The organism is Leisingera aquimarina DSM 24565 (genome assembly GCF_000473165.1).
In the GTDB taxonomy this organism is placed as follows: domain Bacteria; phylum Pseudomonadota; class Alphaproteobacteria; order Rhodobacterales; family Rhodobacteraceae; genus Leisingera; species Leisingera aquimarina.
This window is the reverse complement of the sequence record NZ_KI421504.1, coordinates 2,545,775-2,561,549: the sequence shown is the minus strand read 5'-3', so window position 1 is coordinate 2,561,549 and position 15,775 is coordinate 2,545,775. Positions and strand designations below refer to the sequence as shown.

General features: G+C 62.5%; 11 protein-coding genes. 4 read left to right on the top strand and 7 right to left on the bottom strand.

Annotation, left to right across the window (positions count from 1 at the left end; all coding sequences use genetic code 11):
• The first annotated feature begins 59 nt into the window (after positions 1-59).
• Positions 60-2,039: a Hint domain-containing protein gene (locus tag AQUI_RS0116755; RefSeq protein ID WP_027258536.1), complete on the top strand. Its 1,980-nt coding sequence runs from the start codon at positions 60-62 to the stop codon at positions 2,037-2,039.
• Here the strand turns inward: AQUI_RS0116755 and AQUI_RS0116750 are convergent.
• The 4 genes from AQUI_RS0116750 to AQUI_RS0116735 all read right to left on the bottom strand — a co-directional run bounded on the left by AQUI_RS0116750 (position 2,033) and on the right by AQUI_RS0116735 (position 7,898).
• A complete protein-coding gene (locus AQUI_RS0116750; RefSeq protein WP_027258535.1) occupies positions 2,033-4,534 on the bottom strand; it encodes a penicillin-binding protein 1A in 2,502 nt (833 codons plus the stop codon). The two genes, AQUI_RS0116755 and AQUI_RS0116750, sit on opposite strands and share 7 nt — an antisense overlap.
• A gap of 129 nt (positions 4,535-4,663) precedes the next feature.
• On the bottom strand, positions 4,664-5,452 hold the full coding sequence (locus AQUI_RS28250; protein WP_035920044.1) for a phosphodiesterase: 789 nt from the start codon (positions 5,450-5,452) through the stop codon (positions 4,664-4,666).
• Between the two features lie 9 nt (positions 5,453-5,461).
• Positions 5,462-6,679, bottom strand: coding sequence for an N-acetylmuramoyl-L-alanine amidase (locus AQUI_RS0116740; protein WP_027258534.1), 1,218 nt, complete (start codon positions 6,677-6,679; stop codon positions 5,462-5,464).
• 73 nt (positions 6,680-6,752) lie between these two features.
• Positions 6,753-7,898: a pyridoxal phosphate-dependent aminotransferase gene (locus AQUI_RS0116735; protein WP_027258533.1), complete on the bottom strand. Its 1,146-nt coding sequence runs from the start codon at positions 7,896-7,898 to the stop codon at positions 6,753-6,755.
• A gap of 22 nt (positions 7,899-7,920) precedes the next feature.
• On the opposite strand from AQUI_RS0116735, the gene AQUI_RS0116730 reads away from it, so the two are divergent.
• Positions 7,921-9,276 (top strand): M48 family metalloprotease, encoded by a 1,356-nt coding sequence (locus AQUI_RS0116730; protein WP_211236028.1) that lies wholly within the window; start codon positions 7,921-7,923, stop codon positions 9,274-9,276.
• The gene (locus AQUI_RS0116725; RefSeq protein ID WP_027258532.1) at positions 9,273-10,037 is read left to right on the top strand and encodes a DsbA family protein; all 765 of its coding nucleotides are present in this window, start codon (positions 9,273-9,275) and stop codon (positions 10,035-10,037) included. Before AQUI_RS0116730 ends, AQUI_RS0116725 begins: the two co-directional genes overlap by 4 nt.
• Positions 10,038-10,129: 92 nt before the next feature.
• On the opposite strand, the gene ispG is transcribed toward AQUI_RS0116725, so the two are convergent.
• The 3 genes from ispG to hemA all read right to left on the bottom strand — a co-directional run bounded on the left by ispG (position 10,130) and on the right by hemA (position 13,924).
• The gene (gene ispG / locus AQUI_RS0116720; RefSeq protein WP_027258531.1) at positions 10,130-11,251 is read right to left on the bottom strand and encodes a flavodoxin-dependent (E)-4-hydroxy-3-methylbut-2-enyl-diphosphate synthase; all 1,122 of its coding nucleotides are present in this window, start codon (positions 11,249-11,251) and stop codon (positions 10,130-10,132) included.
• Positions 11,252-11,365: 114 nt separating this feature from the next.
• Positions 11,366-12,571: a helix-turn-helix domain-containing protein gene (locus tag AQUI_RS0116715; RefSeq protein WP_027258530.1), complete on the bottom strand. Its 1,206-nt coding sequence runs from the start codon at positions 12,569-12,571 to the stop codon at positions 11,366-11,368.
• 129 nt (positions 12,572-12,700) lie between these two features.
• Positions 12,701-13,924 (bottom strand): 5-aminolevulinate synthase, encoded by a 1,224-nt coding sequence (gene hemA / locus AQUI_RS0116710; RefSeq protein ID WP_027258529.1) that lies wholly within the window; start codon positions 13,922-13,924, stop codon positions 12,701-12,703.
• A gap of 383 nt (positions 13,925-14,307) precedes the next feature.
• Between hemA and AQUI_RS0116705 the strand changes: the two genes are divergently transcribed.
• A complete protein-coding gene (locus AQUI_RS0116705; protein WP_027258528.1) occupies positions 14,308-15,699 on the top strand; it encodes a M20/M25/M40 family metallo-hydrolase in 1,392 nt (463 codons plus the stop codon).
• Positions 15,700-15,775: the final 76 nt, after the last annotated feature.

The following is a 15,775-nucleotide window of genomic DNA, read 5'->3' as shown; positions in this document are numbered from 1 at the left end:
ATCCTGAGTTTCAGAAAGTTCGCCGGCGGCCCGCCGCCTTGGATTTAGGGAATTGGATCATGCCCAGCGGGTATCTTGTCCAGCTTGGAGACGGGTCGCTGGATCACGGCGATACGATCACATCCACCTATTCCGCATTCACCACTGACCAGAACCTGGGCGTCGGCAACTGGAGCTGGACCGGATCGCATGGCGGCACACCTTATACCGACGAGGTCGAAAGCGGCGTCTACTATCTCGCCACCAACGGCAACGTTTACTTTGTGCCTGATCTGGGCCCCCCGGACTCCTTCAGCTCAGCCAGCGCCGACAACCCACCCGCCTATACAGACACCGACGGGCCGGTTGAGGGAACCAGCGGTTCTGACAGTATCGACGGCACTTACACCGATGGCGACGGCGATCAGATCGACAATGGCAGCGGCGGCGGCGCCTCGGGCAATCAGGACACGGTTGAGGCCGGCGCCGGCGATGATACAGTTGATGCCGGTGCGGACGACGACATGGTATTCGGCGGTGAAGGCGGCGACAGCCTGGAAGGCGGCGGTGGCGACGACACGATCTATGGTGACAGCAGCACCGAGGCCGGCCTGGCGAACTCCCAGGAAAGTATTGAAAATTCCAATGTCACCGACACCAGCAGCGGCTTCACGGTCACTGCCAAGGATCTGTCGGGCACCGCCAATGCCGCCAATATTGACTATTATGATGGCGCCTTTGGCGTTGCCGGAGCGGTTTCAGATTCCGACAGCGGCGTTGACGCTCAAATTGGATATGACAAGGCATCGGGCATTTCCGAAGAGCTGATCGTCGACTTCGATCAGGACACAACCGACGCCAGCTTTGCCTTCAAGCACCTGTTTTCCGATAGTCACGGCGAAGAAGGCCATTGGGCGATCTACAAGGACGGCGTCCTGATCGCCCAGGGAGATTTCACCGAAGATGTCGCCGGAACAGGCACCGGGACTGTCGAAATCAGCGGCTATGGCGCGTTTGACCAACTTGTTCTGTCGGCCAACCTGCAGACCGACGGCACCGACGGCTCCGACTATACGATCTCAAACATCACTTTCACGGTTCCGCCTGAATACCCCGCAGAAGGCGATGACAGTATTTCCGGCGGTGCCGGCGATGACGTGATCTATGGCCAAGGCGGCAATGACACGCTGACCGGCGGAAGCGGCGCCGACACGCTGGAGGGCGGAAGCGGTGACGACAGTCTGAACGTGGGCGAAGGGGATGCCGCCACCGGCGGCGATGGCGACGACACGTTCACCATCGTCGATACCGGCGACAGCGGCAGCAACAACATCACCATCGTGGGCGGTGATGATGGGGAGACCACTGGCGACACGCTGGATTTCAACGGCCAGCTCGACAAGGGCACGCTGAACATCACCGACAATGCCGACGGCAGTCTGACCGGCACGGCAACACTGCTGGACGGCAGCGTGGTCAGCTTCTCTGGCATCGAAAACATCATCTGCTTCGCGGCCGGAACGCGGATTGCCACCACCACCGGTCTGCGCGCCGTCGAAACGCTGCAACCGCGCGATCAGGTGATCACCCGCGACAATGGTTTGCAACCGGTGCGCTGGGTCAGCCAGTCGACGGTGCCTGCAACCGGCAATCTGGCCCCGGTGCGGATCCCGGCCGGGTGGTTCGGAGCTGAACGCGATTTGCTGGTGTCGCCGCAGCACCGGATGCTGTTTTGCGGTGCAGCCGCAACCCTGCTGTTTGACGAAAACGAAATTCTGATCCCGGCGGTGCATCTGGTCAATGGCAGCACTGTCCGCCAGGAAACTGGCGGCACTGTCACCTATGTGCATCTCCTGTTCGACCAGCATGAAATCATCTATGCCGAAGGCGCACCCTCGGAAAGTTTTCATCCCGGCGCCCAAGCGGTCTCAGCCCTGGACACTCCGGTGCGCGAGGAACTGTTCCGGATCATGCCCGATCTGCGCTGGAGCACAGGAACCTATGGCGCCACCGCGCGCCAGGTCGCAGCGCGCCACGAGGCGGCGCTTTTGCTTCAGTAAAGCCCGCCAGAGCTGATGGTGCCAAAGGTCGCCTTGGGGCCCAGCACGGCGGTGCCGCCGCTGGAGGTGGTCACTTGGCGCCCCGATTCCTGCACTTCTTCGATCAGCGGCAGGTTCGACCCCATGGCAAAGCCGCCATCATAGGTCAGGCCAAAGATCGGCTCGGCCCCGTCGCGGAAATACTCGGCCACCACATAGGCGCCTGACGCATTGTCGGGCAGCCGCGCACCGGTATAGCGGTCGATCTTGATGAAGTGGCCGCCCTCCGGCACGTCAAATGGGCCGCCGCCGAATTTCTCGGTCGCCTTGGTCATGAACTGCTGGAACACCGGGCCGCACATGGTGCCGCCATAGGCGCCGCGGCCCATCGGCCGGGGCTGGTCAAAGCCCATGTAGCAGCCAGCCACGATGTTGGAGGTGAATCCCACGAACCAGACGTCGCGGGAATCGTTGGTGGTGCCGGTCTTGCCCGCGGTGGGCACCGGCAGGTTGATCACGCTCGACGCGGTGCCGCGGTCGACCACGCCCCGCATCATCGAGGTCAGCTGATAGGCGGTGATCGGATCCATCACCTGCTCGCGGTCGGTGACAATGCGCGGCGCCTGGCCGGGGATCAGATTGGGGTCGGCACAATCGATGCAGTCGCGGTCGTCGTGGCGGTAGATGGTGTTGCCGAACCGGTCCTGCACCCGGTCCACCAGCGTCGGCTGCACCCGCTCGCCGCCGTTGGCGAACATCGCATAGGCCGCCACCATTTTATACAGCGTGGTCTCCTCCGCCCCCAGCGAGTTCGCCAGGAAGGCGCCCATGTTGTCATAGACGCCAAAGCGTTCGGCATAGCCTGCCACCACCGGCATCCCGACCTCCTGCGCCAGGCGGATGGTCATCAGGTTCCGGCTCATCTCGATGCCGGTGCGCAACGGCGTCGGCCCGTAGAACTTGTTGGTCGAGTTCTTCGGCCGCCACAGGCCTTGCGGCGTGTTGATCTCGATTGGGGCGTCGACCACGATGGTCGCCGGGCTGTAGCCGCTGTCCAGCGCCGCCGCATAGACAAACGGCTTGAAGCTGGAACCAGGCTGGCGCAGCGCCTGGGTCGCACGGTTGAACACCGAATGCTGGTAGGAAAAGCCCCCCTGCATCGCCAGAACCCGTCCGGTGTTCACGTCCATCGCCACAAAGCCGCCCTGCACTTCCGGCACTTGGCGCAGCGACCAGTGGCTGAAAGCGCCGTCCTTTTCCTCGGCCCGCACCAGCACCACATCGCCGCGGGTGAAGCTATCGTCAAAGCCGCCCTTCATCCATTTGATGTCAGAGCGCGGTACGGTGCCAGTGCCCTCGTTGTCTTCAACACCGACCGTCAGGGATTTGCTTTCAACCTCCAGCACAACCGCCGGATACCATTTGCCGCCCAGATCGATATCGCGGGACACATCAGCATTAGCCAGCGCCGCACGCCAGCTGGCCTCATCAGCCAGTTGCGCCTCCTCCAGCGTCACGCCCGTACCACGCCATTTCCCGCGCGAGCGGTCGTACTTCTGCAAGCCAGAGCGCATCGCCAGCGCTGCTTCGGCCTGCATCTCGTGGTCGATAGTCGCACGCACGGTAAAGCCGCCGGTGAAAAATTCGCCCTCGCCAAAGTCCTGGGTCAGCTGGCGGCGGATTTCATCGGTGAAATAATCGCGCGGCGGCAGCGCCGTGCGGAAGCCTTCAAAATCGCCGTTCTGCACCGAACGCAGCGGTTGCGCCACCTCGACGCCGTAGACATCCCGTGAGATGTAGCCGTTCTCGCGCATCTCCCGCAGCACATAGTCGCGGCGTGCCAGCAACCGTTCTTTTTGGCGCACCGGATGGTAATCCGACGGCGCCTTGGGCATTGCAGCCAGTGTTGCCGCCTCATGCGGAGCGAGTTCCCCCAGGGTCTTGTTGAAATAGGTCTGTGCTGCCGCCGTCACGCCATAGGAGTTCTGGCCCAGAAAGATCTCATTCAGATACAGTTCCAGGATCCGTTCCTTGTCCAGCGTCTCCTCCAGCCGGGTGGCGAGGATGATCTCCTTGATCTTGCGCTCGGCGCGGCGGTCGCCGGACAGCAGAAAGTTCTTCATCACCTGCTGGGTGATGGTCGAGGCACCGCGCACATTGGCCCCGCGCGAACGCACCGCCTCAACCGCCGCCGCCGCGATGCCGCGGGCGTCATAGCCGGCGTGGCTGTAGAAATTCTTGTCTTCAGCCGAGATAAAGGCCTGTTTCACCAGATCCGGAATGTCTGCCGACGGCGTGAACAGGCGGCGCTCCTTGGCGAATTCGTCGATCATATGGCCTTCGCCCGAGTAGATCCGGCTGATCGTCGGCGGCTGGTACTGCGCCAGCGAGTCGTGGCTCGGCAGGTCGCGCCCATAGATCCAGAACACCGCTCCAATGGTCAGCGCCACCATCGCCACCCCAAGGGTGATGGTGCTGAAGATGGAACCAAAGAAGGAGAGTATGAACCTAAGCACGGGTTTGGCCTTTCTCGCGAGGTGCCGCTTATATAGGCGCGGCAGTCCCCCGGGTCAAAACAGGAAACAGCGGATATATGCCAGAGAGATGGGAGAATTCTAGCACAATTCCCCGCCCTGTGTGGCGCCTTACGCAGCGGGAACATCCAAGCCGTGGTCACAGAACTGGCATTGCTGCAGGGTCAGCCCGTCTGCGGAGTAGTCCAGCACCGTCAGTGCCGGGGCCTCAGCAGCGGGCAGGAAGCTGCTCCAGTCCCATTCGGGACGTGGCGCCGGGGCCTGGTACAGCACTGATTTTGCAGTGGTAAAGGGGACGCTCCGCGCAGTGCCGGAACAGGGCCGGTGCACGTGCCCCGCCAGCAGATGCAGCACGTTGGGGTGTTCAGCAAGCAGCGTCAGCAGTGCGGCGCCGTTCTGCAGGTTGTCCGGATCCAGCATCGGCAGGCCCAGCGTCATTGGCGGGTGATGCATGGCCACGATGGCGGGCCGCCCGTTCAGCGCGCCCAGTTCTGCCTTCAGCCAGCCCATCCGCTCTGCGCAGAGGGCGCCGGCAGCCGCGCCCGGATTCAGCGTATCCAGGCACATGATAGAAAGATCCCCGAAATCTGTGCGGTACTGAATGAAGTCCGGCATGGCAGTGCCCGGCAAAGGCAGCACTGCACGCAGCACAGCGCGGTCATCATGATTGCCGGTCATTGGCAGAACCGGCATCGGCAAACCGTCAAGAAATCCCTTCAACGCCTGGTAATTCTGAACCGACCCGGTTTCCACCAGATCACCGGTGATCAGACACCCGGCGGCATCCGAATGGTGCTCAGCGATAAAATCTACCGCTGCCTGCAGCCGCAAACGCGGGTTGTGGCCCAGCACCAGGCCCTCAGCCTCGAAATGCAGATCGGACATCCAGATCAGTTTCATGATGCCCCCTTATTGCCGCACCAGCGCGCGGCGGGCGTCGTCCTGGGCGCGCCAGTTGATCAACCCGTTCAGAATGCCGCGCGCGGCCTTGGCCCGCCAATCCGGATCCACAAGGTTATCAAGGTCCCGCTTGCTGGACAAAAAGCCGATCTCGACCAGTACCGAAGGAATATCAGCGGACTTCAGCACAGAAAACCCGGCCGAGCGCAGCGGCCTGTTGTTGATCGGCCGCCCCTGCCCGCGCAGCCCGTCGATCAGCGCCACTGCCAAGGCATCGCTGCGCGGCTGGGTCTCCTGACGGGCCAGATCCAGCATCACCGCCGTCACCTTGTCGTCCGCTTCACTCAGGTCAGTGCCTGACAAGAGATCGCCACGCAGGTGCCGCTCTGCCAGCTTGGCCGAGGCCACGTCGGAGGCTTCCTTGGACAGGGTATAAACGGTGGAGCCATGCGCCCGGCCTTCAGAAATCGTATCGGCATGCAGCGAGATGAACACATCCGCCCCGGCCTGATGCGCCATGGCAATGCGGCGTTCCAGCGAGACAAAATAATCGTCATCCCGGGTCAGCAGCACAGTGAACTGGCCGGAGCGCAGCAGCGCTTCGCCCAGCTCCCGCGCGAATTGCAACATCAGGTGTTTTTCTATGACATGCTCAGTCTCCGCCCCCGGGTCGATGCCGCCGTGACCCGGGTCCAGCATCACCAGGAGCGGCGCATTATCATCGCGCGCGCCCTTGCCTGGCATGGTTTGCGGCGCAGGCAGGTCCCAACGCGGATCCTGCGGTGCGCCGGCTCCCGCGGCAAATTCTTCCGCCGTGGCAGGCTCAAGCGACACCGCCAGCCGGGCAGCGGCGGTCACTTGGTCCACAGTCATAGCTGCCGTGGACACCTTCATCGGCTCTGCCAGCTGCAGAACCATCCGCGACCAGCCCGGCACATAGGTGCCGAATTGCGCCGCGGTGATCTGCTCCCCCTGCAGCAGTTTCTCCACCGTCAGCCCGGTCCAGTCGACCTCCTGGAAATCCAGAACCAGCCGCGGCGGACTGCCCAAAGTGAACAGCCGGTATGGCACCCCTTGGCTGAGGCCCAGCGTGATCTCGGCGCCCTGCCTGGCATCGCGGACCTGGCTGGCCGCCGCATCAATGCGCGCCAGCCCGCTGAAGCCTTGCGCCCATGCCCCTCCTGCCAGCAGCCAGATCAGCGTGATGAAGGAAAGCAGTCTGCCCATGCCTGAACCCCGGTTCTTGGTTTTCGGCGCAGACTAGGCAATTCCGCCCGGATTGAAAATCCGCCTTCTGTGGTCAGCCGCGCGCGGCCATGAATTTCTCCAGCCGCGCCAGCCCTTCTTCGATATCCGCAGTGGAGCGCGCATAGGAGAACCGCAGCGTCGTGGCGCCGCGCACGGGGTCAAAATCCAGCCCTGGCGTGACGGCAACGCCAGCACTATCAAGGATTTCCGCGGCAAAGCTGCGGCTGTCGGCGGTCAGGTCCGACACATCGGCATAGACATAAAACGCCCCGTCCGGCGGCGCGATCTTGGTGAACCCAGCCTTGGGCAGCCCGTCCAGCATCAGCTGGCGGTTCCTCGCGTAAACAGCCAGGTTCTCGCGCAGCTCCTCCTCGCAGTCCATCGCCGCAAGCGCGGCCACCTGGCTGGCGTGCGGCGCGCAGATGAACATGTTCTGGGCAATGCGTTCGACCACCCGCACGTGATCCTCGGGCACCACCATCCAGCCAACCCGCCAGCCGGTCATTGAGAAGAACTTGGAGAAGGAGTTGATGACGTAAGCCTCATCCGTCAGCTCCAGCGCGGTGACCGCCTTCGCCTCATATTCCAGCCCGTGATAGATCTCGTCCGAGATGAAACTGGCACCCTCACCCCGCGCCGCATCAATCAGGGAGCCCATCGCGGCATGGTCCAGCATGGTGCCGGTCGGGTTGGCGGGCGAGGCCACCATGAGGCCCGCCAGATCCTGCCCCTTCAAATCGGCAGCCACTGGCTGCAGCCGGTTTTCCGGGGCGGTCTGAATATCCACCGGCGTCAGTCCCAGCGCCTTCAGTATCTGCCGGTAGGATGGGTAGCCCGGCGCGCCGATCCCCACCCTGTCGCCGCTGTCAAACAGCGCAGTGAAACTCAGCAGAAAGGCGCCGGAGGAGCCCGGCGTCACGATCACCCGCTCCGGGTTCAGATCGACATTGTACCACTCCCCATAAAGCCGAGCGATGCGTTGGCGCAGTTCCGGCAGACCCAATGCAACAGTATAGCCCAAAGCATTGTTTTCCAGCGCATTCCCCAGCGCCTTCAAGGCGCCGGAGGGCGCCCCGGTCGATGGCTGCCCCACCTCCATGTGAATGATATGGCGGCCGGACTCCTCGGCCTTACGGGCGGCCTCCATCACGTCCATCACAATAAACGGATCAACGCTGGATCGGCTTGAGTTTCGCATTCTGATCTCCCATGGTGCGCGCATGAGTTTTGACCGTTTCTTCCGGCTGGCGTCAATCCCGGCTCTTGTGCTTTGCGCGCTGTTACAATTTGCGGCGGCAGCGCAGGCGGCGTCGATCTCGCTGTTGCGCGATCCGGATGTGGAATACGGTCTGAACAAGCTGGCCGCACCGGTGCTGCGGGCCGCGGGACTGAATGCGAACCGGGTCCGGATCCTGCTGGTCAACGATTCCGCCTTCAATGCTTTTGTCTTGGATTCGCGAACGATATTCGTGAATTACGGGCTGATCCTGAAGGTGACCTCCCCCGAAATGCTGCAGGCGGTGATCGCCCATGAGGCGGCCCATATCACCAATGGCCACCTGGCACGGCGGATGCAGAACCTGCGCTCGGCAAACAGCGCTGCCGGTTTGGGCGTGGCTCTTGCGGTTCTGGCAGCTGCGGCTGGCGCGGGCGACGCGGCGGGCGGCATTGCCATCGGCACGCAGAATTCCGCGCTGCGTGGTTTTCTGTCCCATACCCGCGCTGAAGAAAGCTCGGCCGACCGATCCGCTGCGGACTATCTGAACCGTGCAGGCGTCAGTCCGCAGGGGCTGGTCGATCTGCACCGCGCCTTTGCCGGTCAGGAAGTACTGAGTGCGGGCAGCCAGGATCCCTATACCCGCTCGCATCCCTTAAGCCGCGACCGTATCCGCGCCGCCCAGGCCTATCTGGCGGCGCATGGCGACAAGGGCCAGACCAGTGCCGAGGCCAATTACTGGTTTGCCCGGGTGCGCGGCAAGCTGTCGGGGTTTACCCGGTCGCCGAAGTGGACCCTGCGCCGGGTGCGCGAGGAACAGTACAAGGACGTGCGCCTGATGCGCGAGGCCGCCGCCTATCACCGGCAGAGAAATCTGAAAAAGGCGCTGAGGGCGGTCAATGGCGCGCTGGCAATCCGGCCTTCCGATCCCTTCTATCAGGAGCTGAAGGGCCAGATCCTGATTGAAAACCGGCAATGGTCCGCGGCCCTGGCCGCTTATGGCACGGCTGTCAGCCTTGCCCCCAAGGATCCTCTGATCCTTTCTGGTTATGGCCGTGCGCAGTTGGCAGCGGGCAAGCCCAAGGCAGCGCTGAAATCCATGGAACGCGCCCGCGCCATTGATTTCCGCAACCAGGTGCTGCTGCGCGACATGTCGCTGGCCTATGCCAAGACCGGGCAACGCGGCCTGGCGGCGCTGGTCACCGCCGAACGCTATGCCTTGCAAGGGCGTCTGGATGACGCCGGAATTCATGCCAAACGGGCCGTCGCCCAGCTGCCTGCAGGATCCGCCGCCGCGCGGCGGGCACAGGATGTGCTGGTGGCCTATGAACAAGCTCAAAAAAGGAAAAGACGAAAATGAAACCCTTTACCCGCGCTGCCACGGCGGCTGCCACCGCCCTCGCCCTGCTGAGCACCCCGGCGCAGGCGCTGGACCTCGACAATATGTCCGAAACCGAACGCGAGGCTTTTGGCGAACAGATCCGTGCCTATCTGCTGGAGAACCCTGAGCTGATCCTGGAAGCGGTTGATCTGCTGGAACAACGTCAGCAGCAGGCCGAGGCCGTCCGCGATGACACGCTGGTTGCCGACAATCTGGCAGAGCTGCAGAACGATGGCTATTCCTGGGTCGGCGGCAATCCCGACGGCGATATCACCCTGGTTGAGTTCATGGACTACCGTTGCGGCTATTGCCGCCGAGCAGCCCCCGAGGTGGAAAAGCTGGTGAAAGGCGACGGCAATATCCGCCTGGTCATCAAGGAATTCCCGATCCTGGGCGAAGCTTCGGTTCTGTCGTCACGATTTGCTGTGGCCGCCAAACTTGTGGCTGGGGGAGAGGCCTATAAACAGGTGCATGATGCGCTGATCGAATTCGGCAGTGAACCGAACGAGGTTGCCCTGCGCCGTCTGGCAGAGGGGTTGTCCCTGGATGCCGAGGCGATCTTTGCCAAAATGGACAGCGAAGAAGTAACGGCTGAGCTTCGCCAGACCCGCGCGCTGGCACAGAAGATGGCAATCTCCGGCACCCCGACATTTGTACTGGGAAATGAGCTGCTGCGCGGCTATCTGCCCGCCGATCAGATGGAGATCATGGTGGCGGAGATCCGCGACCAGCGAAGCTGAAGCCGAAAATGGGACCGGCGGAACCGGGGCGCTGCCCCGGACCCCGGAGTATTTTTTCAAAGGTGAAGAGTTGAAGGGCGTTTTGAGGCGCCTTACTCAGCAGCCTCCTGGGCCGCCTCGATCCGGGCGGCCTTTTTCTCAACTTCTTCAACGATGTGGTCGACCATCTGTTCGTTGGACATCTTGTGGCTGGCCTTGCCCGCCAGATAGACCATGCCGGAGCCGGCACCGCCGCCGGTGAAACCGACATCCGTCATCAGTGCCTCGCCGGGGCCGTTCACCACGCAGCCGATGATCGAAAGGCTCATCGGGGTGTGGATGTGGGCAAGCCGTTCTTCCAGCGTTTCCACCGTCTTGATCACGTTGAACCCCTGCCGCGCGCAGCTGGGACAAGAGATGATGTTGACGCCGCGGTGGCGCAGGCCAAGGGATTTCAGGATCTCAAAGCCGACTTTCACTTCCTCCACCGGATCAGCAGAAAGGCTCACGCGCAAAGTGTCACCGATGCCCATCCACAGCAATTGGCCCAGCCCAATGGCCGATTTGATGGTGCCGGAGACAAAGCCGCCCGCCTCGGTGATCCCTAGATGGATCGGCGCATCGGTGGCCTCGGCGAGCTGCTGGTAGGCGGCAGCGGACATGAAGACATCCGAGGCTTTCACAGAAATCTTGAATTCGTGGAAGTCATGATCCTGCAGGATGCGGATGTGGTCGAGGCCGCTCTCCACCATCGCCTCCGGGCAGGGTTCGCCGTATTTATCCAGGAGGTGTTTTTCCAGAGAGCCGGCATTCACCCCGATGCGGATCGAGCAATTGTGGTCGCGGGCGGCCCTGATCACCTCGGCCACGCGTTTTTCATCGCCGATGTTGCCCGGGTTGATGCGCAGGCAGGCGGCGCCCGCCTCGGCAGCCTCAATCCCGCGCTTGTAGTGGAAATGGATATCGGCGACGATTGGCACCGGGCTTTCGCGCACGATTTCCTTCAGAGCTTTGGAGGACGCCTCATCCGGGACCGACACCCGAACCAGATCCGCGCCTGCCTCAGCCGCGGCCTGGATTTGGGCGACGGTGCCGGCCACATCGGTGGTCAGCGTGTTGGTCATCGTTTGCACCGCAATCGGGGCGTCGCCGCCGACGGGCACATTGCCGACATGGATCTGGCGGCTTTTGCGGCGCTCGATATGGCGCCAGGGGCGGATATGGTTGATCGACATGAGGAATGCGTCCCGGCTGGATCCTGTTAGCTGCTAGATACGTGTTGAAAGGCGGCGCCGCAATGGCAGCCCGCCCCTTCCGGCGGGATTCGCCGGGCACAAATCCGGGAACACTTACTCGGCGGGCTGATCCGCCTGCAGCTCGGCCACCAGGGTTGCCAGTGCTTCATTGCGCCCATCAGCTAGATCGGCCAGCGCAAACCGGCCGGTGACCGCATCCATCGACAGGTCAATGTTCTTGGACACCTGGCCGCGTTCGCCGACCGGGCCGAAATGTTCACCGTTCACCGCAAAGTAGATCGCGCTGCTTTCGCCGGTGCGCAGGCGCGGGGCGTCTTCGGTCAAAGGCACTTCGAACCGTTGGCCCGCGTCCATGATGGTTTCCAGGATCACGCTGCCGTCCGCAGCGGTGACCTGCACCCAAGACGGGCGCACCGCAACCATTTCAACGCCAGGCTCGACCTCGGCCACCACCTGCGGCACCTGCTGCAGCGGGCCCTCGCCCTCATAAGGCAGGCTGGCTTCGGCAAAGGCAAGCGAGGGCACTTCGGGCGCCGCAAAGTTGCCCAGCGTGGAGGGGTCCAGGGTCGAGATCGGCGCATCGCGCGCCACCAGAACCGGCACATCCAACGCCTGCGGGCGGTAGAGCCGGTCCAGTGCCTCAGCTGCCGAATCACGGGCACCCTCGGCAACTTCCAGCACCGCGCTGTTGAGCGGGTCAAGATCAGCCAGCACCGCCGGGGTCTGATCCACTGGTGCAAACTGCACCTGCTGCACTTCTTTCAGCACCGCCCAGCCGCCATAGCCAATGCCGCCGATCAGCGCTGCCAGCACCATAAGCGAGCCGACTGCACGCGGTTCGATCTGGCTGAGAAAACTGCTGGGGGCCGGAATAAACGGTGCATTGGGCGAGGCAAAGGCATCGCCGCCCAGCCCGGTGGACGTCACCGCAGGAGCGCCGCCGCCTTTGGTCCGGCTGGAGGCTTCGGCAGACATGCCATGGGCAACTGTAAAACCGCTTTCGGTGCAGAAATCCTGAAACGCCTCTTCTGGGTCCATGTTCAGATAGCGTGCATAGGAACGCACATACCCGGCGATGAAGCCGGGCGTGTCAAAGGCGGAAGGGTCTGAATTCTCGATCGCTGCGATGTAGGACGCCTTGATCCGCAGCTCGCGCTGAACATCGAGCAACGACTTTCCCATCGTTGCCCGCTCACCGCGCATCACGTCGCCGAGCTTCAACTCGAAATCGTCAAAACCTTTCGGCTCTGCCGTTCCGCCATGCTCTTCTTGCTTGCGCTGGGTGAAGCGCCCGATCATGCCTGCTGTCCCATTTTTGCCTGCCGCAATCTGTTCAGAGAGGTGAAAGAATCACAGTTGCGACTCAGATCCGCTCATTGATTGACAACAGCGTAACACACCGAAGGTAAATTTACACTGATCAGTATGTTACCCGGCAAGTTCGGCACGATTCAGCGCACAATGCGACCACAATGCGTCCATTGCATGGACCAGCGCGTCGATCTCCTTGGGCCCGTGCACCGGCGACGGCGTGAACCGCAGCCGCTCGGTGCCGCGCGGCACGGTGGGGAAATTGATCGGCTGAACGTAGATGCCGTGATCCTCCAGCAGGTGGTCGGACAGCACCTTGGTGTGCACCGGATTGCCGACGATCACCGGAACGATGTGGCTGCCGTGATCAATGATCGGTAAACCCAGCCCCTTCAGGCGCAGTTTCAGCACCTTAGCCTGGTCCTGATGCTTGTCGCGCAGGTCCTGCGCGCCCTTCAGATAGGCAACCGAGGCCGCCGCCCCTGCCGCAACGGAAGGCGCCAGCGAAGTGGTGAAAATGAAGCCCGGCGCATAGGAGCGGATGGCGTCGCACATCTTGGCCGACGCCGCGATATAGCCACCCATCACACCGTAAGCCTTGGCCAGGGTGCCATTGATAATGTCGATACGGTGGGCCAGACGGTCACGTTCGGTGACGCCGCCGCCGCGAGGGCCGTACATACCAACCGCGTGAACTTCGTCGATATAGGTCAGTGCGCCGAATTCATCGGCCAGATCGCACAGCGCTTCGATGGGGCCAAAGTCACCGTCCATCGAATAAACCGATTCAAAGGCAATCAGCTTGGGCGCCTTGGGATCGTCCGCTTCCAGCAATTCGCGCAGATGCGCCACGTCATTGTGGCGGAAGACGCGCTTGGCACCGCCATTGCGGCGTACGCCCTCAATCATTGAGGCATGGTTCAGCGCATCGGAATAGATGATCAGACCCGGGAACAGCTTGGGCAGCGTCGAAAGAGTCGCGTCATTGGCGATATAAGCCGAGGTGAACAGCAGCGCGGCTTCCTTGCCGTGCAGGTCGGCCAGTTCGGCCTCCAGCTGCTTATGGTATACTGTGGTGCCGGAAATGTTGCGGGTGCCGCCGGAGCCTGCACCGGTGGAATCGATGGCATCATGCATCGCCTCCAGCACAACCGGATGCTGGCCCATGCCCAGATAGTCATTGCCGCACCAGACGGTGATGTCCTGCTGGCTGCCATCGGGGCGGGTCCAGACCGCATGCGGGAAATGGCCCTTCTTGCGCTCGATGTCGATAAAGGTCCGGTAGCGGCCCTCGTCGTGAAGGCTGGCAATCGCTGCATCCAGTTTCGCGGTATAGTCCACCGGCATCTCCATGGCTTCATGCGCACCAAAGGCACGCGGGCTGTGTAAAGGGCACGGCCTGTCGGCGATGCGGCCACATTCACGGTCCGGAATGAATACCGCAGGCACCCCCTTCGATCAACTGCATACGCGCTGCCCTTGGTGCGCAACATTGATGCAGGTCAAATAAAACTTAAACAGAAGCCAGGCAAGGACAGCTGCGGCCAACTGTGGCCGTTTGCGTCGTATCTGCAGCGCATACCGGCCGCAAATGTGCAGGATCGGAAACCTGCCGCCCCGGAAAAACAAGCGAATTCCCACCCTTCCCCCACTGGCCCCTGTTCCGGGCCGCTGTTAGGGTCCGCGGCAAATTGCCCGAAACCGGACACGCAGGAGAACGAAAGATGGCACTGAATGATGTTCTGGACCGGATCGACACAGAGCTGGACGCCGCCACCGAACGGCTGATGGACCTGCTGCGGATCCAGTCGATTTCCACCGATCCCGCCTTTAAGGCCGACTGCGACAAGGCCGCCGACTGGCTGGTGGCTGACCTCAACGCCATCGGCATCAAGGCGCAGAAGCGCGCCACCCCCGGCCATCCGATGGTGGTCGGCCATGTGGGCGAAGAAAACACTGACGCGCCGCATGTGCTGTTCTACGGCCACTATGATGTGCAGCCGGTGGATCCGCTGAACCTTTGGAACACGCCGCCGTTTGAACCGCAACTGGAGGAAACCCCGAACGGCACCGTGATCCGCGGCCGCGGATCGTCGGACGACAAGGGCCAGCTGATGACCTTTGTTGAGGCCTGCCGCGCCTGGAAGGCCGTGAACGGCTCCCTGCCCTGCCGCATCACTTTCTTCTTTGAAGGTGAAGAAGAATCCGGCTCGCCCTCGCTGATCCCCTTCATGGAAGCCAACGCGGCAGAGCTGAAAGCCGACCTCGCACTGATTTGCGACACCTCGATGGTGTCGCGCGGGGTACCGTCGATCTCCTCGCAGCTGCGCGGCATGCTGAAGGACGAATTCACCATCGTCGGCCCGCGCATCGACCTGCACTCCGGCCACTATGGCGGCCCCGGCCTGAACCCGCTGCGCACCCTGTCGGAGATCGTAGCCTCCCTCTATGACACTGACACCGGCCGCGTCGCAGTGGACGGCTTCTATGACGGTGTGCATGAAGTCCCCGAAGACCAGCTGCGCCAGTGGCAGACCTGCGGCTTCAATGAAGGTGAATACCTGAACTCGGTCGGCTACTCGCAGCCGCACGGCGAAAAGGCATATTCCACCCTGGAACAGCAATGGGCCCGCCCGACGCTGGAGGTGAACGGGCTTTGGGGCGGCTACAACGGTGCCGGTTCCAAAACCGTGATCCCGTCAGAGGCGCACTGCAAAATCACCTGCCGCTTGGTCGGCGACATGGACCCCGATGCGCTGCGCGACAAAATCCGCAAACACGTCGCGGACCAACTGCCTGCGGATGCCACGGTGCGCTGGGACAATGACCTGGAAGGCTCCCGTGCCGCGGTGATGAACATCGCCCGCCCCGAGTTCGAGGCCGCCCGCGGCGCGCTGTCGGATGAATGGGAGCGTGAAGCAGTGTTCTGCGGCATGGGCGGCTCGATCCCGATCGCCGGCTTCTTCAAGTCGATCCTGAACATGGACGCGATGCTGATCGGCTTTGCCAACGACGACGACGCAATCCATTCGCCGAATGAGAAATACGACCTGAAAAGCTTCCACAAAGGCATCCGGTCCTGGGCCCGCGTCCTGGACGCCCTGTCGCGCAAGTAACCGGTGCCGGGCGGACGCTCTTCAGGGCTCCGCCCGGACAATCACCGGACAATCAAAAGCACTGCTTTGGGACTCG

Excerpts from the sequence above, each read along its gene's own strand:
- AQUI_RS0116730 (WP_211236028.1), top strand. The coding sequence starts at position 7,921 with ATGAGTTTTGACCGTTTCTTCCGGCTGGCGTCAATCCCGGCTCTTGTG.
- AQUI_RS0116740 (WP_027258534.1), bottom strand. The coding sequence starts at position 6,679 with ATGGGCAGACTGCTTTCCTTCATCACGCTGATCTGGCTGCTGGCAGGA.
- AQUI_RS0116715 (WP_027258530.1), bottom strand. The coding sequence starts at position 12,571 with ATGATCGGGCGCTTCACCCAGCGCAAGCAAGAAGAGCATGGCGGAACG.
- AQUI_RS28250 (WP_035920044.1), bottom strand. The coding sequence starts at position 5,452 with ATGAAACTGATCTGGATGTCCGATCTGCATTTCGAGGCTGAGGGCCTG.
- AQUI_RS0116705 (WP_027258528.1), top strand. The coding sequence starts at position 14,308 with ATGGCACTGAATGATGTTCTGGACCGGATCGACACAGAGCTGGACGCC.
- AQUI_RS0116755 (WP_027258536.1), top strand. The coding sequence starts at position 60 with ATGCCCAGCGGGTATCTTGTCCAGCTTGGAGACGGGTCGCTGGATCAC.
- ispG (WP_027258531.1), bottom strand. The coding sequence starts at position 11,251 with ATGTCGATCAACCATATCCGCCCCTGGCGCCATATCGAGCGCCGCAAA.
- AQUI_RS0116725 (WP_027258532.1), top strand. The coding sequence starts at position 9,273 with ATGAAACCCTTTACCCGCGCTGCCACGGCGGCTGCCACCGCCCTCGCC.
- AQUI_RS0116735 (WP_027258533.1), bottom strand. The coding sequence starts at position 7,898 with ATGCGAAACTCAAGCCGATCCAGCGTTGATCCGTTTATTGTGATGGAC.